Raw genomic sequence first — 18,624 nt, forward strand, 5'->3', positions numbered from 1 at the left:
AACTGATAAGAAAACCGCGAAGCCAGCCGCGCCAAAAGGCGGCTAGCGGTTATATACGTAGTATATAGGGTATATGTTGCGACCCGTTGCGACCCCGAAAAGTGGGCGTTGCGACCCTGTTTTTGACCGTTGCGACCCCGTTGCGACCTGCGTTGCGACCCTGTGTTTTTGGCGTTGCGACCTGCGTTGCGACCTGTTGCGACCACGGATTCACGGATTTCGAACAGGCGATTTGCTGTTTTCAGAACGTCACTCATCCCGCTAACTCCGCGATTTCGATCTTGCGCATCTGCCTGCGGTGATTGTCCTCGCGCATCTTCACGATTTCGTCGGCATGTATCGCGCACCAATTTCGCCAGTCGATTTCATTGCGGAAGCGATCACGATCGACGCGACGTGCGACAAGATCATCGTAAAACTGATCTGCGGTGCGCGGAGTGAATATGTCGCGCCAATGCAGCATCGGGACGTTTGAGCTTTCGCGACCAATCCATCGCAACGGCTCGAATTCACCGATGCGCGATGCGAAAAGCTGATCTCCGCAACGCCACACCTGCAACGTCGTGCCATCACGGTCGCGATAATGATAGTCCTGCACATAGCAGAACGGATACCAGCCTTCCGGCCATCCCGGCGCGGCGTCCAGCCGGTCGATATGGAAGATTGCCCGCTCGCCGATAATGTTCGTCGGCGTCGGATCGGGCTGCATCCGCACCGTCGTCCCGTCGTTCATTTCATCAATGAGTTCTGAATCGCTGATCATTAGACAAGCTCCTGAATTTCACGGTTTCGGCGACGGTTGCCGGTCGGCGGTTGACTGGACGCCCGTTCAAGGTGCGTCCGCTTGCTATTGCCCTTGCCATGTTCGGCAATCACGATTTCACCGGCATCGAGCAGGCGCTCCATCGCATTTTTGAACGTTCGATTTTTGGTGTGTCCGGCCCTTGGATGCCCTTCAAAGAGAGACGGTGCATAGGTCGGCCCTGTATTATGCGAGACATACCGCCCCTGTTCGGTCATGGCGTCGAGGATTTCGAGGAACAGGTTATCGACAGGCAGGCGGCTATCGCCATCATCGTCGTCATCCGCCAATTCGGCGTCGGCGACGAACACACCGCGCCGCCAAGTCATGCGGATTTCCCCTCCGGTCGGGCCGTAGTTGGATTTCATAGTCCGCAAGACGCGAGCGTCGGTATCGTCTTCCGTGCCGTCATCGTTTCTGACGCGCTCAAGATACAGGCGAGACCGAACAGCGTTGTTCCACGCGACACTAAATCCCGATCCAGTGCCGGTATTCATGCCAGTCAATGAAGGGTGCGATAGGAGGAGGACCGCGCAATCGTATTGGATTGCGAGGTGCTTGAGCATGTTGATGAACTGAGTGACTTGGTTCGTGTTGTTTGCTTCGCCACCGTAGAGATGCGACCTAGTATCGAGTATTAGCAACGAGTAATGACGCTCGGACATGATGCGTTCGAGGCGTTCGTAAATAGCCGTCTCTTTCAATCCACCGCTGCGAGTCGGCTCGGCAAGAATGGCGTTCTCGCCTGCCATCGAACGCACCCACACATTGTCGAGGTCGGCCATGTCGAGGTTGCGTTCCCGGCAGATGTCCGCGAACCGACGATGCAACTCATCTTCCTCGTCTTCCGCTGCGATGACGCAAACTGCCCCCGGACGGTCCACTCGCTCCCCTAGAAACGGGCTGCCGGTGCCAACTGCTACGGCAAGCTGCAAAGCCAGATTGCTCTTGCCGGTGCCACCATCACCTGACAAATCCGTTACCTGCCGGTTTGGAATCAGATCAGGGATGAGCCATTCACGCTTAGGCACTCGCTTGCTCGCAAAGCTGCTGACCGGCTTCAAGAATGCGGAATCGTCGGCCTTCTGCCTTTCGGCGGCGTGGGCCTTGTCTTCTTTGATCAGGGCTTCAAGATCGGCATCGTAGTCGTCGAGGTCGGCGAGGGTTTGCTCATCGAGCTCGCTGTCACGCCAATCGTGATCCGCTGCGGCGCTGTAAAGCGACCGTTCCGTGATGCCGCCTTCCTTTTCAGGATCGAGATCGTCCCACGTATCGCGAGTGTGGCGACGGCTGTAGCTGTCATGCCCCTTCGACCATCCATCGAATACGGTGAACGATCCGCCTGCTGACTTATGCGCCGCTGCCATATCACGCCACCAACTGCGATCACCTTCGTTCGGGATAGACATAAGGGCCGAGTCGGCGACGTGCTGCGGGCGGGTTGCCCCTTCGTGGTTGTCGTTGGCCTCACGCTCCCGGCGCTCGCGATAGGGCTTTCCGTCGCGACCTAATGCCACCTCATCCAAATCGTCCGCATGGTCGATATACCCGCCGTCTACAAGGTAGGTCTGGACAGGTGTTCCGTCCTCGACGTTACCGTAATAGAACGACTGCGACATCGTGAAGGACGCGGGATCAAACGCCCCGTCGAAAAGGCCATTGATTCGCGCCACAAGCCTCTCGCGCTCGATAGGGTCGAGGTCTCGACTGGTAGGGCAAAGGATACGCCACCTGTTGCCCTTTCCGGGCTGCATATGGCTAGGGGTGGTAAAGATGAGAGCGGCAATGCCTACCTCCGACAGGATGGCGCGAGCGCGAGCCGGTGATATGTCGCCATCATCATAGTCTAGCTCAATGCCGCTGATCGCCTGCATGTTGGCGTTCGTGCGAAGGCTGCCCTTATCCGAGCGGGTATTCCCGAAACGGGCCAGCTTGAGCCAGGGCAAGTCCCCCTTGTATTCAGCCCATTCGTCTTTGATCACCTCCGCCAACTCGCGCAATGAGAGCGTGAGGTCATCCTTGCGACTTGCCGACTGTCGAGGGAACCGCGTCACCTTGAGCGGACGATCCAGCGGCGAAATCAGGGTTGCGCCCCTTCGGGAATTCGAGTATATATTCATATGACAGCACCTCATCTGCTGTTTGGTTGAGACTAAGGGCGAGTGTGGACCAGCACTCGCCCTTTCTTTTTATCTCAACCGCTCACAAAACGCCAGATATAGATTCGATGTACCATTTTGATACATTACCTTTGTCTGTTTTCATTTTACAAAGACGCTCCATTAGGCGTTTATTGCTTGTAAAATAGCTTTTTACTATGGTGATTTTACTTCACACACAATCAACGAAAAAACTAAGTTTTCCGTGCTAAGATGCGAGCGGATCAATCGGGAGAAGGCCGCGATGTCTGGCTGGTCGAAAGAGGAAGTCGAAGCGGAGCTAGAGCGACGGACGCGGGCTAACGCGGATGCGCGACTGGCGAGTATGAGGCCGATGCCTGTCGAAGGTGCCGATGCGGACTGCATTCATTGTGGAAGGGCCTTCCGTTTGGCGCTCGCCAGCGCCGGGAAATATGGCCTTTGTGATGACTGTCATTTTGCCGACTAACGCGACGGGGATTCGAACCTCGTCATTTTAGAGTCACCTAACGAATGTGTAACACATTTTGCAACACATTTTGAAAACAGGCAAATTTTTATTTGTTTTATTACAATGATTTAGGGAATTGTGTAGCACAAAATGGCGGATGTCGGGTGCGCCATTTCAGTACAGAACTGCGAACCGCAAACGCCGCCGTTTCCCCGCTCGAAGCGGCAACGAGGGTTTGAAGCAGGTCCGACTTGTTTCCCATGATGCGAACCTCGTCATCGGCGACCTCGACGCGCTGGGCGAAGACGCGCAGGTGATCTCGCTGATAGCCGCCGCCTTCGATCCGCAAGCTCCTGCGCGCGACTTGCGAAAGCGCGTCGATCATCTCCGGCGTCACGGCCCGATCGCCGGAGCCGTCGAGTGCCATCCGTATCCGCTCGGCATCGGCCGTGGCCTGATCGCGGATCGCTTTCAGATTGGCGATCGGGTCTTTCAGTCCCACGTCGTCCAGCGCTGCGACGCCTGATTCTATCGCGTCGTAGAGCCGGTTAAGGCGCTGATCGGTTTCCGTGATTCGCCGGTTCAAGTCTGCCAGATGCTCGCAGCGGCGCTCGGCCCGTTCCTGTCGCCGGTCGAGATGACCCGCGACCAGATGGTCGAGCTTGTCCATGCGGATCGAGCGACCTTCGCAGCCCGTCTTGCCCTGCCGCGCCTTGGTCGAGCAGGTGGAATAGCTATACTGCCCGCCATCACCATTGCTCGTGCGCAGGGTCATCGCGCCGCCGCACTTCGCGCAAAAGCAGATGCCGTTCAGCAGCGTCGGGCCATTGGAAACCCCGCGCACGCCTTGTTTGGTTTTGGTTGACCTTGCTCGCCGTCGGTTCAGTCAGAGGCGATTCGACTTGCGAAGCCCCGCAGGCTCGATCACGTTTCTCGCCATGGATCGAGAGGCGGGAAGGGCCTGCTAGAGTTTGGAACCACCATCGACGTGGATGACATCGCCCGTGATCCAACCGGCAGCGTCGCTCGTCAGGAAAGCGATCACCGCGGCGATATCGTCGGCTGTTGCAATCCGTTTGATGGATTGCAGTCCGAGCGTGAAATCATGGCCCTCCTTCGTTTCGATGAAGGTGGACATGTCCGTGGCGACGATACCAGGCGCAATGCCATTGACCCGAAGGCCTTGCTTCCCAAGCTCCGCCGCCAGTTGGATGACCAGGATTGAGATTACGCCTTTCGACGCTGCATAAGCGGAAAGCTCACCTACGGTCGTTCGAGCGGCCAGCGAAGAGGTGGGCACGATGCTGCCGCCTGACGGCATCATCGGAGCAAGTTGCTGGACCAGAAAGAAGGGCGCCCTGACATTTACGGCAAACTGTTCGTCGAAGTCCTCAGCGGTCGTATTTCTCAGGCTGAGAGGCCGGCAAATACCGGCGTTCGAAACGAAAATGTCGATCTTGCCATTGGCGATCCTGCGAACGGCGGCTGACAGGCCGAAAGGTCCGTCGGGCGTGCCAAGGTCGGCGCTCACCGTCTGAGCACTTCCTCCTCGATTCGAGATTTCAGCAACAACAGCATCGGCCGCTTGCCCGTTCGAATTGTAGTGAACCAGCACATGAGCGCCAGCGGACGCAAGTGCGATCGCAGCCGCACGGCCCACTCCGCGAGAGGCACCTGTCACCAAGGCCACCTTATTCTGCCGATCAGACATGGGCCGTCTCGCTTGTGATCTTCCCGGACAGCTCGAAAAAGCTTCCGTCCATCATCGTGTAGAAGGACCGAGTTGTCTTCTTTTCGAAATTGTCACAATGCACGACTGTGGATTTGTCTTCCTCCTGCCAAGATAGGATATATTCACCATTGCCTAACTCGAACCACTTGAAGGTTGAGGTCGACAAAGATCCCTTCATGGCTCCCTCAAGGTGTTCAACCGTTGCCGACTTTCCATCGGCAAGATAACTGTTACGGAACACCAGTCCGTCGCCGTAATTGACGATGAACGATCGCGTGGCATAGGGAAATTGAATTTCGTCGGTCATCATGCATGACTCCGGTTCGAGGATTGCAACAAGGGCGCCTCCCTGCTGTGGGATGCCGAATTGAGGCTACCCAGCAAGCCATTGTGGATAAATGGGCGGCAGTTCCGATCAGAGCGGACGTTGCCGTCTTCAATGGGGCCAGCTAAAGCGAGATTATAGATCATCTCGCGGGCATTTCGACCTTTGTTGCAGCCGCGGAGACGTTGAGCTTCACCGAAGCCGGACGGCGGTTTGGCGTTTCCGCATCCGCCATTGGCAAGTCGATCGCTCGTCTCGAAAGTCGCTTTGGCGTCCGCCTATTCCACCGGAGCACGCGCAGCATGAAGTTGACGGCGGAGGGCGAGCTCTTGCTTCAGCGGTGCCATCGTATCCTGAGCGAACTCAAGGCCGCCGAGCATGAGTTGAGCACCACACTCGTTATGCCCAGGGGCAAGTTACGAGTGAGTGTTCCGTTGATCGGAAATCTACTCCTGCCACGAATTGCCCGATTCATTGAATTTTATCCAAATGTCGAAGTCGAGATCGATGTCACCGATAGGAAGGTCGATCTCATCGATGAAGGCTATGACGCGGCCATTCGGATCGGCGATACAATAGATACCAGAATCATGAGCAGGTCGCTGGGGTGCTTTCGGCAAATATTGGTCGCTTCACCGAGCTATGTGGAGCGTTGCGGCCAGCCTGCCACCGCACAGGATCTCCTTTCGCATACCCTCCTTCTTTATCGCTTCCCCAACACCGGAAAATTCGAGCAATGGCCCGTGGCGGACTTTCAGAACGTCATCGGCTCGACCAATGTGTCTAACGTCGTCTGTAATTCGGTCGAGATACTCAAATATCTCACCCTTGAGGGGCGCGGCATTGCCTGCCTTCCTGACTTCGAGGTAGCGCAAGCGTTGAGATCGAAGAGATTGGTTGACCTTCCGCAAGAGGCAGCTGCGGCGCCGCGCACGCTAACCGTCCTTTGGCCGTCCAGTAAGCACCTCTCTCCGAAGGTGCGCGCCTTCATCGATATATTGAGTGAAGATTCTTGTTTGCCGGAGGCCTGATCGATCATCGGAAATTTGGCATGACTCATCGCGCGGACTGTCCGTGATGCCACGCGACTAACAGCCAATGATTTGAATACAGCCGAAAAAGTTGCTTATATCTTGTCCCTTAGGTGTTCATTTCTCTAAATATGTTTCCAAATACTTTCTCGGGAATTGGGGGTTGGAGTGCCGCGATGAAGCGTTCGAGAGTCGGTACGATAAGTTTCACGGGATCGGCGGCAGGCTGGTTCGTCTCGGGACGAGCACCGCAGCGTATATTGGAAGATCGCGGCGGTCAGCGGCGGCGTTGAGGAGCGCGAGCTGCTTGTCCTGTGCCGTCGCCTGTCCCGGCTGACCGAGTTGCGGCTGAAGCCCCAGCCGCCATGCCGTCCATTGCGTCGCCGCCCAGGTCCTCCGGAGTATGATGGCAAAGACGGCGGCGATCTGGCCCCAGAGTATTCGGCCTCCTCGCACAGGGGCGCCATCATCCTGTTCCGCTTCGGCGTGCCGGGCGCGAAGCCCTGGTCTACGCGCTGATAGCCATATCGCGGCTTGGCCAGAATGTGGCGCATCGGATCATCGGGGTGGCGACGACCCCAGGGCCGCGGCGTCGGCCAGGGAATCGGTCATACGACCCGATTTGTAACGCAGGTCGGCGTGTCGACCGGGGTGGGTGCGCCATCAAAAGGCACGCACGTGCAATATTAACGCATGACACCGCCGCATTCCGTCTGTTAGCCCTATGCCCATGCCCGTTTCGGCCGCCGCATCCGCCCGCGAGATCCTCGTTCGTCTGCACGACGTGATGGCGTCGCGCACCCCCGCCCAAGCCAAGCTGAACCAGGTGGTCCAGATCATCGGCGAGGCGATCGGCAGCGAGGTCTGCTCGATCTACCTCCTGCGCGAAGGCGTGCTGGAACTGTTCGCGACCCGCGGCCTGGCCGAGGAGGCGGTGCATGTCACCAAGCTGGCGATGGGCGAGGGGCTGGTCGGCACGATCGCCGAGGATGTCGAGGTGCTCAATCTCGACGAAGCCGCCAGCCATCCCGACTTCGCCTATAAGCCCGAGACGGGCGAGGACCGGTTCCACAGCTTTGCGGGCGTGCCGATCATCCGGCGCGAGCGGGCGGTGGGCGTGCTGGCGGTCCAGCATAGCGAACCGCGCAAATATGCCGATGTCGAGATCGAGGCGCTGCAGACCGTTGCGATGGTCCTGTCCGAGCTGATCGCCAATGCCGGGCTGATCGACGCGGCGGCGGGAGCGGGGGCGCGGCCGCAGATGACCGCAACGATCCGCCTGTCGGGGCAGAAGCTGGTCGAGGGCATGGGCAGCGGCTTTGCCGTCTATCACCAGCCGCGCATCGTCGTCGAACATACGGTGGCCGAGGACATCGATGCCGAGCGCCGCCGCGTCTATGCCGCGTTCGACAAGATGCGCGAGCAGATCGACCGCATGGCGCGCGAGGCCGAATTCGGCGTCGCGGGCGAGCATGTCGAGGTCATCGAGACCTACAAGATGTTCGCCTATGACGAGGGTTGGGCGCGCCGCATCAACGAAGCGATCGACAGCGGCCTGACGGCCGAGGCCGCGATCGAGCGGGTGCAGCAGCGCACGCGCCAGCGAATGCGCCAGATCGACGATCCGCTGCTCGCCGACCGGATGCACGACCTGGAGGACCTGTCGAACCGGTTGCTGCGCATCGTGTCGGGCCAGATGGGCACGGCGGCGCAGCTGGGCCTGCGGCAGGACACGATCCTGATCGCGCGCAACCTGGGGCCTGCCGAGCTGCTGGAATATGACCGGCGGCGGTTGAAGGGCGTGATCCTGGAGGAAGGGTCGCTGACCGCGCATGTCATCATCGTCGCGCGCGCGATGGGCGTGCCGGTGCTGGGCCGGGTCAGCGACGTGCGCCGCCAGATCGCGGATGGCGACCAGCTGCTGCTCGACGTATCGGAGGGCAGCGTCCTGGTCCGGCCCTCGTCGGCGATGGAGGAGGCGTTCGACGCCAAGCTGGAGCTGCGGCAGAAGCGCCGCGCGGCCTTTGCTGCGCTGCGCGACGTGCCGCCGGTGACGAAGGACGGCCACCGCGTCACACTGATGGTCAATGCCGGGCTTCGCGACGATGCCGCCGCGCTCGATACCACGGGTGCCGACGGTATCGGCCTGTTCCGTACCGAGTTCCAGTTTCTGGTCTCCGCCACCCTGCCGCAGCGTGAGCGGCAGCAGCGGCTGTACCGCGACGTGATGGAGGCGGCTGGCGACCGGCCGGTCGTGTTCCGCACTATCGATATCGGCGGCGACAAGGCGCTGCCCTATCTCAACACCGAGGCGGGGGACGAGGAGAACCCGGCGATGGGCTGGCGCGCACTGCGCCTGGCGCTGGAGCGTGACGGCCTGATGAAGGCACAGGCGCGCGCGCTGATCGAGGCGGGGGCGGGGCGGACGCTCCACGTCATGTTCCCCATGGTGTCGGAAGCGTGGGAATTCGACGAGGCCAAGTCGCTGTTCGAGGCGCAGCGCGCCTGGCTCGGCTCGCGCGGGCGTCGCCTGCCGCTCGATGTGCGCTACGGCGCGATGCTGGAGGTGCCGGCGCTGGCGGAGCAGCTCGATCTGATCCTGCCCAATGTCGACTTCCTGTCGATCGGCACCAACGACCTGACCCAGTTCCTGTTCGCCGCCGACCGCGCCAATCCCAAGCTCGCCGAGCGCTATGACTGGCTCAGCCCGTCGATCCTGCGTTTCCTGCGCCGGGTGGTCGAGCCTGCGCGCGAGGCGGACGTGCCGGTCGGCGTGTGCGGCGAGATGGGCGGGCGTCCGCTGGAGGCGATGGCGTTGATTGGCCTGGGCATCGACCGGCTGTCGATCACCCCGGCGGCGGTCGGCCCGGTCAAGGCGATGATCCGTTCGCTCGACCGGGATGCGATCACCGCCGAGATGGCGCGGCTGCTGGCGCATCCGGTCCGCGACATGCGCGGGGCGCTTGGTGCCTGGGCTGCGACGAACGGTGTCGAATTGGCCTGATCCAGGTCAGGTGTTCGCGTTGACTTGATCCCAGCCGTCTGAAAGAACGACCGCGATCATGGGGTGGGCCATGGTCGCTTCGGAGTTGAGAATGGACGAGGTCAATCCCGGCCACGATGCCGCACCAGCGGCACCTGCCCGCGCCGGTGACGTCCTGCGCACGGCGCGCGAGGCGCAGGGGCTATCGCTGGGCGATATCGGTGCGCGGACGCGCATTCCCAGTCGCCATCTCGCGGCGATCGAGGCATCCGATTATCAGAGTCTGCCGTCGGCCACCTATGCGGTCGGCTTCGCAAAGGCCTATGCCCGCGCGGTCGGCGCCGACGAGGTCGCGATCGCGCAGGCCGTGCGCGCCGATGTCGACAAGCTGGGCCGCCGCGTCACCGAATATGTGCCGCAGGACATCGCCGACCCCGCCCGCGTGCCCTCGCGTGGGCTGGCGATCGTCGGCGTCGGCCTGGCGCTGGCGCTGCTGATCATCGCCGGGCTGTGGTACGGCACCGATCTGTTCCGCCGTGACCGCACCGCGCAGGAGGTGCCCGCCGCGACCCCGCTGACCAACAGCGCTGCGCCCGCACCCGCGCCTGCCCCCAGCCCGACGCCGGTGACGGCGGGCAAGGTCGTGCTGACCGCCAATGGCGAGGTATGGCTGCGCGTGTACGACGCCGACAATGTCACGCTGAAGATGGGCACGCTGAAGCCCGGCGAAAGCTATGAGGTGCCCGCCACCGCCAAGGGGCCGCTGCTGAATGTCGGCCGCCCCGACAAGCTGAGCGTGACGCTGGACGGCAAGCGGATCCCGCCGCTGGGCGATGGCTCGCGCGCGATCAAGGACGTGCGGCTCGATCCGCAGGCGATCGGGGCGCGACTGTCGGGGGCTTCGACCGCTGCCGCCGCGCCGACGCCGGCCGTGCGTACCCCGCTGCGCGAGCGGACGGAGCGCCGTTCGACGCGTGATACGAGCGGCGAGACGGGCGCCAACGCCCTGACGACGCCTGCGCCGTCGCCGTCCTCCGCCACCACGGCTCCGGCGGATTTGTAGGAAGCGGAAATCTTCAGGCTGGAGACAGCCGGGGCAGGGCAGGGTGGCCCTGTCCCTTTCATAACCAGCCCACCGGGGGGTGAAACCGATGCGTAACCTGTTGCTGGCCGGGGTCGCGGCCGTGATGATCCTGCCGACCGCCGCCGCCGCCCAGTCCAATGTCGAGGGCCGGGTCGGCAAGCTGGAAAGCGAGATGCGCGCCGTCCAGCGCAAGGTCTTCCCGAACGGCGCGGGCGGCTATGTCCAGCCCGAGATCACCGCGCCGCAGACCCAGGCGCAGGCGCCGGGCGTTCCCGCCTCCAGCGCGCTGTCGGACCTGACCTCGCGCGTGACCTCGCTGGAGGAGCAGATGGCGGGGCTGACCGGCCAGATCGAGCAGAATGGGTATCGCACCCGCCAGCTCCAGGACCAGTTCGACGCCTATAAGCGTGCCACCGAAGCGCGGCTGAAGGCGCTGGAATCCGGCCCCGCGCCGATCGCCCCTGCGGGGCAGAGCGCGCCGCTCGACACGTCCGCCATGCCCGTCGCCGCGACCGGATCGACCCGCCCGCCCAAGACCCCGGCGGCCCCCTCGGTCGTGACCGGCGACACCGCGACGGCGACCCCGGCGGCGGCGGTCGACAAGCCCTCGACCGGCGATGCGGCAGAGGACGCCTATCTCTATGGCTATCGCCTATGGGCCGCGAAGCGCTATCCGGAAGCGGAGGCCGCACTGAAGAAGGTGGTCGCCGACTATCCCAAGAGCCGCCGCGCCAGCTTTGCGCAGAACCTGTTGGGGCGCACCTATCTCGATTCCGGCAAGCCCAGCCTGGCGTCGATGGCCTTCTACGAGAATTACAAGAAATTCCCGGACGGCGAGCGCGCGCCGGACAGCCTGCTCTATCTTGGCCAGGCGCTGACGAAGCTCAACAAGGCGGCCGATGCCTGCAAGGTCTATGACGAGTTGAGCGACGTGTACGGCGCCAAGCTGTCCGCCGCGATGAAGGGCCAGATCGCCAGCGGGCGCAGCGCGGCGAAGTGCCAGTGAGGCCTATTCCTCCCCTGTAAGGGGAGGGGGACCATGCGCAGCATGGTGGAGGGGTGTCCCCCTATCGAGAGGGCGACACCCCTCCCTCCGGGCTTCGCCCAGCCACCTCCCCCTGCAGGGGAGGAATGCAGACAGCGACGAAACCCCTTGCACTGGTGCGGCGGAAGGGCCAGAGCGCGCGCATCCCTGACCAGTTTTGAGAGCATCATGGCCACCGATGCCACGGCCGCCGATCAGATTGCGCGCTTTGTCGCCGATCTGACGCTTCTTCACGATCCCCATGCCGATGCGGCGCCGCTGTTGCTGGCGGTATCCGGCGGGCCGGACAGCATGGCGATGCTGACGCTGGCGGCGGCCGCCTTTCCGGGGCGGATCGCGGTGGCGACGGTCGATCATGGCCTGCGACCCGAGGCAGCGGACGAGGTGCGCATGGTCGCCGATCATTGCGCCCAGCTGGGCGTGCCGCATCACGGTCTGCGCCCCGAAACGCCGATCACTGGGGCGAGCATCCAGTCCCAGGCGCGTGAAGTGCGTTACGCCCTGCTTGCCGCACAGGCCCGCGCGATCGGTGCAGCGGCGATCCTCACCGCGCATCATGCCGACGATCAGGCCGAGACCTTCCTGATGCGCGCCGCGCGCGGGGCCGGGCTGTCGGGCCTGTCGGGGGTGCGCGCCCGGACGGTGATCGCCGATATGGTGGTGCTGCGCCCGCTGCTCGACTGGCGTCGCGCCGAGCTGCGCCGGATCGTGCGCCGCGCCGAAGCCCCGTTCGTCGACGATCCCGCCAACCACGACCCGCGCCATGACCGTACCCGGTTTCGGCAGTTGCTCGATGGCCATGAGTGGCTGGGCGTGGCGCAACTGGCGCGTGCGGCGGCGCAACTGGCCGAGGCGGATACCGACCTGCGTGCGACGGTCGACTGGCTTTGGGCCGACCGGGCGCAGATCGATGGCGACAATGTCCGGATCCAGGCCGCCGACCTCCCGCGTGAGCTGGGCCGCCGTCTGGCCCGCCGCGCGATCGGTACGGTCCGCACCGCCGCCGGGATCGAAAGCCCGGCGTGGAGCGAGGGGAGCAATATCGAAAAGCTGCTCGAATCGCTGGCGCAGGGCAGTCGCGCGACCCAGGCGGGCGTGATCGCTAGCGTCCGCTCGGGCGTCTGGCGTTTCCGGCCCGCCCCGCCGAGGAAGACGGGCTGATCCCATTCTTCAATCCTTCCTGCGCGAAGCGCGGGGAGGGGGACCGCCGCGTTAGCGGTGGTTCCCCTCCCCAAGCAAAGCTTGGGGAGGATCAAGTCAGGCGCCCCGATCACAATGATCGGTCTTGTTCCATTGCCATTAACCTCGTCATGCCTATCTTGGAGGCTGAAAGGTATCCGGCACCGATGAACGACAACGACAAGCAGCAGAGCCCCGATCCCAATGGGGGCGGCAACCCCTGGATGAAGAGCCTGTTGATCTGGGTGGGCATCCTGATGGCGCTCGCCCTGTTCGTCAGCCTGTCGGGCGCGGGTTCCTCGGCGCAGAGCGGCAACCAGATCGAATATTCGACCTTCCTGGACAAGGTCGACGAGGGCACGGTGAAGACCGCGACGATCTCGCGCGAGTCGATCACCGGCACGCTGTCCTCGGGCGAGAAGTTCCGCACGACGCCGGTCCCCGATTCGCAGCTGATCCCACGCCTGCGCGAGAAGGGCGTGACCTTCACGGCGAAGACCGAGGAAGGGCCGTCCATCTGGATGCTGATGCTCTATAATTCGCTGCCGTTCATCCTGTTCATCGGTATCGCCTTCTTCGTGCTGCGCCAGATGCAGAAGGGCGGCGGCGCGAGCGGCGCGATGGGCTTCGGCAAGAGCCGTGCGCGCATGCTGACCCAGAAGGAAGGCAAGGTGACCTTCGACGATGTGGCCGGCATCGACGAAGCGCGCGAAGAATTGCAGGAAATCGTCGAGTTCCTGAAGGATCCCTCGAAGTTCGCCCGCCTGGGCGGCAAGATTCCGAAGGGCGCGCTGCTGGTCGGCTCGCCGGGTACGGGTAAGACGCTGCTCGCCCGCGCGATCGCGGGTGAAGCGGGCGTGCCGTTCTTCACCATTTCGGGTTCGGACTTCGTCGAGATGTTCGTCGGCGTCGGTGCCAGCCGCGTGCGCGACATGTTCGAGCAGGCCAAGAAGTCGGCGCCCTGCATCGTCTTCATCGACGAAATCGACGCGGTCGGTCGCCATCGCGGCGCGGGTCTGGGCAACGGCAATGACGAGCGCGAGCAGACGCTGAACCAGCTGCTGGTCGAGATGGATGGTTTCGAGGCCAATGAAGGCATCATCATCATCGCCGCGACCAACCGCCCCGACGTGCTCGACCCGGCGCTGCTGCGTCCCGGCCGCTTCGACCGCCAGGTCGTGGTGCCGCGCCCGGACATCGACGGCCGCGTGAAGATCCTCGAAGTCCATATGAAGAAGGTGCCGCTGGCCCCCGACGTCGACGCCCGTGTCATCGCGCGCGGCACGCCGGGCTTTTCGGGCGCGGACCTCGCCAACCTCGTCAACGAAGCGGCGCTGATGGCGGCGCGCAAGGGCAAGCGCCTGGTCGCCAATGCCGAGTTCGAGGAAGCCAAGGACAAGGTCATGATGGGCGCGGAACGCCGCTCCATGGTCATGACCGAGGACGAGAAGCGGATGACCGCCTATCACGAGGCGGGCCACGCGATCATTGCGCTGCACGAACCGGCGTCGGACCCGATCCACAAGGCGACGATCATCCCGCGCGGTCGTGCGCTGGGCATGGTGATGCGCCTGCCGGAGCGCGACTCGTACAGCTATCACCGCGACAAGATGTACGCGAACCTGGCGGTCGCCATGGGCGGTCGCGTCGCCGAAGAGATCATCTTCGGCTATGACAAGGTGTCGAGCGGTGCCAGCGGCGACATCCAGTACGCCACGGGTCTGGCCCGCGACATGGTCACGAAATGGGGCATGTCGGACAAGGTCGGCCCTGTCGAATATGCCCAGCCGGAGGGCGAGAGCTTCCTGGGCTATTCGTCCAGCCAGCCGGTGCGCATGTCCAACCAGACGGCGCAGCTGATCGACGACGAGATCAAGTCGATCGTCGAGGGCGGCCTGCACCGCGCCAAGCATGTCCTGACCGAGCATGTCGACCAGCTCCACCTGCTGGCCGGGGCGCTGCTGGAATATGAGACTCTGTCGGGTGACGAGATCAAGAAGCTGATCGCGGGCGACGATATCGGTCGCGACGATCCCAAGCTGAAAGCGGCGCCGATCGCCAAGGCGGGAACCTCGATCCCGAAGACGCGGCGCGGCAACGGGCCGTTCGGATCGCCGAGCCCGTTGGGGGCGTGATCTTGCGGCCAGGCTGACGAAAGGGCCGTCCCCGGTGCGGGGGCGGCCTTTTTGTTTGGGGGGGGCGTTTTCCCGTGGCCTTCGACTTCGGTCAGGCTGAACGGACTGGGGGGATTTGCCGCCTGGCTCTCATGGAATAGCTCCCACCCTCCTTTCAGCCTGAGCGAAGTCGAAGGCCACGCTCTCAAACCCATCCCATCAACCCTAGCCCCTGCCGTCCTGCACGACTAAGCTCCCCATCACACTCGCATAAATACCGGCACCCATGCCGGACCCGCGACCGGAGTGGAGGATGCCCGCATGACCGATATCCCCCCGAATGAATCCCTGCGCGACCGCGCGGTGCGTATCTATGACGCCTTCACCCATGAGCATCACGACCGCCGGACCCTTTTGCGCCAGATGACCGCACTCGCGGGATCGGTCGCCGCCGCCGAGGCGCTGATCCTGGGAATTTCCGCCAGTCCCGCCGCCGCCGCAATGACCGACCCCCATGACACCCGGCTGCGCATCGACCGCCGCGAGGGGATGGAGGCCGGTGCGCGATCGGCCGCCTATCTCGCCAGTCCCAGGGGCGTGAAGAAGCGGATCGGGACGGTGCTGGTCATCCACGAGAATCGCGGGCTGACCCCGCATATCGAGGATGTCACGCGGCGCGTGGCGCTGGCCGGGTTCCATGCGGTTGCCCCCGATCTGCTCGCGCCACAGGGCGGCACGCCAGCGGACGAGGATCGGGCGCGGACGCTGATCGGAACGCTCGACTATGATCTGGCGCTGGCCCAGGCGCGCGCGATGATGGCCCATGCCGCCGCCGACAAGACCGGCACCGGCCGCGTCGGGGTGGTGGGCTTTTGTTGGGGCGGGGCGTTCGTCAACCGGCTGGCGGTGGCGGCAGGCCCGACGCTGGCGGCGGGCGTGGCCTATTACGGCCCCGCACCCAATCCCGGCGAAGCGGCCAAGGTCCAGGCACCGTTGATGCTCCATTATGCGGGCAAGGATGCGCGCGTGAATGCGACCGGCGAGCCCTGGGTCGCGGCGCTGAAGGCGGCGGGGCGGCCGGTCGAGGCCTTCACCTATCCGGGCGTCGACCATGCCTTCAACAATGACAGCTCGGCCGAGCGCTATAATGCAGCGGCGGCGACCCAGGCCTGGTCGCGGACCATCGCCTTTCTGCACCGTCATCTCGATCGCGCCTGATCCCGCCCCCTCCCTTCGCCTTGGAGAGCCTGATGACCGCCGACCTGACGCTGTACACCAACCCCCCAGTCGCGGGGCCGTATCGCGCGCTGGATGCTGGAGGAGACGGGGGCGACCTATGACACGGTCGTGCTGGATTATGGGACGACGATGATCGCGCCCGACTATCGCGCGATCAATCCGATGATGAAGGTGCCCGCCATCGTCCATCTCGGCCAGGTCGTGACGGAGACGGCGGCCATCTGCGCCTATCTGGCCGATGCCTTTCCCGATGCCGAGCTGGCACCGCTGCCGCAGGAGCGGGCGCGTTATTATCGCTGGCTGTTCTTCGCGGCGGGGCCGCTGGAAGCTGCGATCACCAATCGCGCGATGGGCATGGACCCGACCCCCGAGCAGCGGCGTATGGCAGGCTATGGCGATTTCGACCGGGCCGTGGGTGTCATAAGCGCGGCGGTGGCCGAGCATTCCTATATCACCGGTGAGCGCTTCACGGCGGCGGATGTCTATCTGGGCTCGCAGCTGATGTGGTTCACCCAGTTCGGGCTGATCCCCAGGACCGATGCGATGATGGCCTATATCGGCCGTTTGCAGAATCGCCCGGCCCACCGGCGCGCCACTGCGCTGGATGATGGCAAGAGCGCTGAAGACGCCTGACGATCAGACCGCGGCGGCGGCTCCCGCCTGTTGATGGGCGGCGCGCAGCATCTCGAGTCCCGCAGCGATGTGGTTGCCCGCCAGCGGCTGGTTCAGCGCATCCGCACCGTCCATCGCGGCCTTGGCGAAGGCGATGACCTGCTCAAAGGTGACACCATGCTCACTCATCTTCGATTCCATTTCCACCGCAACGACTCTGTTCCAACGTCCTGACGACTCGACATGTATATAATCCTAAGCTGCAATAAAGTTTCACGCGATATGCAAATAAGGCTGGTCCTTTCGAACTGCCCCCCGGCGGGACACCGGGGGGGCGACTGAGCCTCAGCGCATCAGCACCAGCTCTTCGGACATGGTCGGGTGCAGCGCGACGGTGGCGTCGAACTGCGCCTTGGTCAGCCCGGCCTTGACCGCGATGGCGGCGGCCTGGAGGATTTCGGGCACGTCGGGGCCGATCATGTGCAGCCCGACCACGCGGCCGGTGTCGCCGTCGCATACCATCTTGTAGAGCGCGCGTTCCTCGCGGCCCGCCAGGACATTCTTCATCGGGCGGAAGTCGGAGGTATAGACCTGCACCGACCCCAGGATCTGGCGCGCCTGCGCCTCGGTCATGCCGACGCCCGCCATCGGGGGATGGCTGAACACGGCGGCGGGGATGCAGTCATAGTCGACACGGGTCGGCTTGCCGCCGAACACGGTGTCGGCAAAGGCCTGTCCCTCGCGGATGGCAACGGGGGTCAGCTGGACCCGGTTGGTCACGTCGCCGACCGCATAGATGCTGGGGCAGGTCGAGCGATTGTCCTCGTCCACCTTGATCGCGCCATGATCGTCCAGCTCGACACCGGCCGTCTCCAGCCCCAGGCCATGGGTATTGGGAAGGCGGCCGGTCGCGAACATCACCAGGTCGACGATCATCGGCTCGTGGTTGGACATGGATACCTTCAGGCAGCCATCGTCCATCTTCTCGATCCCCTCGAACGTCGCGTCGAAGCGGAATTCGATCCCCTTCATCATCGAGATCTGGAGCAGCCGGTCGCGGATCGTCAGGTCGTAACCGCGCAATATGTCCTTGCTGCGATTGATCAGCGTGACGTGCGCGCCGAACTGGTGGAAGACGCCCGCAAATTCATTGGCGATATAGCCCGCGCCGGCAATCAGCACGCGCTTGGGGATGGCGTCCAGATGGAACGCCTCGTTGGAGGTGATGCCATGCTCGTGACCGGGGCAGGAGGGGACGGCCGGATGCGCGCCGACCGCGATCAGGATGCGTTCGGCGGTCTTCTCGGTCCCGTCGGCCAGGCGGACGCTGTTGGGGCCGGTGACGACGGCGCGCTGGTCGATGATCTCGACATTGTGGCTCTCCAGCGTCTTCTTGTACGCGCCGTTCAGCCGGTCGACTTCCGCCAGCACATTGTCCCGCAGCGTTTGCCACGAGAATTCGCACTCGCTCGGCACCTGCCAGCCGAAGCGGCGGGCGTCCTTCAGATCCTCGGCGAAATGCGCGCCATAGACGAGCAGCTTCTTGGGCACACAGCCGCGAATGACGCAGGTGCCGCCGACCCGATATTCCTCGGCCACCGCCACGCGCGCGCCATGCGCCGCCGCGACCCGCGAGGCGCGCGTGCCCCCCGACCCTGCACCGATGACGAACAGGTCATAGTCATACTCAGCCATGGGAACGGTTTCTCCGGGAATTGGGGGCGGTTCAGCCGCCTGAAAGCATAACGGGGGACGCCGAGCCAAGTTCAGCGTCCCCCTGACAGTGATCGGAAATGATGTTCATCCTTCCCGCTTGCGGGGAGGGGGGCCATGCGAAGCATGGTGGAGGGGGCGTTCCACAAAGGATATCCTGTGAGGAAGCCCCCCTC

Annotated in this window: 16 protein-coding genes; 8 read left to right on the forward strand and 8 right to left on the reverse strand. The window is 63.4% G+C overall.

Annotation, left to right across the window (positions count from 1 at the left end; all coding sequences use genetic code 11):
• Nucleotides 1-253: 253 nt before the first annotated feature.
• From SP5_RS03550 to SP5_RS03570, 5 genes are all read right to left on the reverse strand, one after another.
• Complete coding sequence (locus SP5_RS03550) at nt 254-763, reverse strand: hypothetical protein (protein WP_042484159.1); 510 nt, start codon at nt 761-763, stop codon at nt 254-256.
• A complete protein-coding gene (locus SP5_RS18405) occupies nt 763-2,784 on the reverse strand; it encodes an AAA family ATPase (RefSeq protein ID WP_167334670.1) in 2,022 nt (673 codons plus the stop codon). Before SP5_RS18405 ends, SP5_RS03550 begins: the two co-directional genes overlap by 1 nt.
• A gap of 725 nt (nt 2,785-3,509) precedes the next feature.
• Nucleotides 3,510-4,235, reverse strand: a complete 726-nt coding sequence (locus SP5_RS03560) for a recombinase zinc ribbon domain-containing protein (RefSeq protein ID WP_245613389.1) — start codon at nt 4,233-4,235, stop codon at nt 3,510-3,512.
• Between the two features lie 120 nt (nt 4,236-4,355).
• Complete coding sequence (locus SP5_RS03565; RefSeq protein ID WP_042484162.1) at nt 4,356-5,102, reverse strand: SDR family NAD(P)-dependent oxidoreductase; 747 nt, start codon at nt 5,100-5,102, stop codon at nt 4,356-4,358.
• On the reverse strand, nt 5,095-5,433 hold the full coding sequence (locus SP5_RS03570) for a MoaF-related domain-containing protein (protein WP_217995677.1): 339 nt from the start codon (nt 5,431-5,433) through the stop codon (nt 5,095-5,097). The genes SP5_RS03565 and SP5_RS03570 overlap by 8 nt, the downstream gene beginning before the upstream one ends.
• A 170-nt stretch (nt 5,434-5,603) precedes the next feature.
• On the opposite strand from SP5_RS03570, the gene SP5_RS03575 reads away from it, so the two are divergent.
• Entirely contained in the window at nt 5,604-6,479 is an 876-nt protein-coding gene (locus SP5_RS03575; RefSeq protein ID WP_281177304.1) for a LysR family transcriptional regulator, read from the forward strand.
• Between the two features lie 207 nt (nt 6,480-6,686).
• On the opposite strand, the gene SP5_RS19730 is transcribed toward SP5_RS03575, so the two are convergent.
• On the reverse strand, nt 6,687-6,935 hold the full coding sequence (locus SP5_RS19730) for a hypothetical protein (protein WP_084220549.1): 249 nt from the start codon (nt 6,933-6,935) through the stop codon (nt 6,687-6,689).
• Between the two features lie 274 nt (nt 6,936-7,209).
• Here SP5_RS19730 and ptsP point away from each other — a divergent pair, with 274 nt between their 5' ends.
• The 7 genes from ptsP (at nt 7,210) to SP5_RS03615 (ending at nt 16,756) form a co-directional block, all read left to right on the forward strand.
• Complete coding sequence (ptsP, locus tag SP5_RS03585) at nt 7,210-9,483, forward strand: phosphoenolpyruvate--protein phosphotransferase (RefSeq protein WP_042484354.1); 2,274 nt, start codon at nt 7,210-7,212, stop codon at nt 9,481-9,483.
• A 91-nt stretch (nt 9,484-9,574) separates the two neighbouring features.
• Entirely contained in the window at nt 9,575-10,525 is a 951-nt protein-coding gene (locus SP5_RS03590; protein WP_042484167.1) for a helix-turn-helix domain-containing protein, read from the forward strand.
• Between the two features lie 88 nt (nt 10,526-10,613).
• A complete protein-coding gene (locus SP5_RS03595) occupies nt 10,614-11,552 on the forward strand; it encodes a tetratricopeptide repeat protein (RefSeq protein ID WP_042484171.1) in 939 nt (312 codons plus the stop codon).
• A gap of 207 nt (nt 11,553-11,759) precedes the next feature.
• Complete coding sequence (gene tilS / locus SP5_RS03600; RefSeq protein WP_042484172.1) at nt 11,760-12,752, forward strand: tRNA lysidine(34) synthetase TilS; 993 nt, start codon at nt 11,760-11,762, stop codon at nt 12,750-12,752.
• Between the two features lie 185 nt (nt 12,753-12,937).
• The gene (gene ftsH / locus SP5_RS03605) at nt 12,938-14,905 is read left to right on the forward strand and encodes an ATP-dependent zinc metalloprotease FtsH (protein ID WP_042484174.1); all 1,968 of its coding nucleotides are present in this window, start codon (nt 12,938-12,940) and stop codon (nt 14,903-14,905) included.
• Nucleotides 14,906-15,205: 300 nt separating this feature from the next.
• Entirely contained in the window at nt 15,206-16,102 is an 897-nt protein-coding gene (locus SP5_RS03610) for a dienelactone hydrolase family protein (RefSeq protein WP_042484176.1), read from the forward strand.
• 93 nt (nt 16,103-16,195) lie between these two features.
• Nucleotides 16,196-16,756 carry a glutathione S-transferase family protein gene (locus SP5_RS03615; protein ID WP_369386064.1) on the forward strand — a complete coding sequence of 187 codons (561 nt, stop codon included), beginning with the start codon at nt 16,196-16,198 and terminating at the stop codon, nt 16,754-16,756.
• Between the two features lie 3 nt (nt 16,757-16,759).
• Here the strand turns inward: SP5_RS03615 and SP5_RS18990 are convergent, their stop codons facing one another.
• On the reverse strand, nt 16,760-16,924 hold the full coding sequence (locus tag SP5_RS18990; RefSeq protein WP_157013564.1) for a hypothetical protein: 165 nt from the start codon (nt 16,922-16,924) through the stop codon (nt 16,760-16,762).
• A 156-nt stretch (nt 16,925-17,080) separates the two neighbouring features.
• Nucleotides 17,081-18,430 (reverse strand): glutathione-disulfide reductase, encoded by a 1,350-nt coding sequence (gene gor, locus SP5_RS03620; protein WP_042484178.1) that lies wholly within the window; start codon nt 18,428-18,430, stop codon nt 17,081-17,083.
• Nucleotides 18,431-18,624 lie beyond the last annotated feature (194 nt).

Source organism: Sphingomonas parapaucimobilis NBRC 15100, assembly GCF_000787715.1.
In the GTDB taxonomy this organism is placed as follows: Bacteria; Pseudomonadota; Alphaproteobacteria; order Sphingomonadales; family Sphingomonadaceae; genus Sphingomonas; species Sphingomonas parapaucimobilis.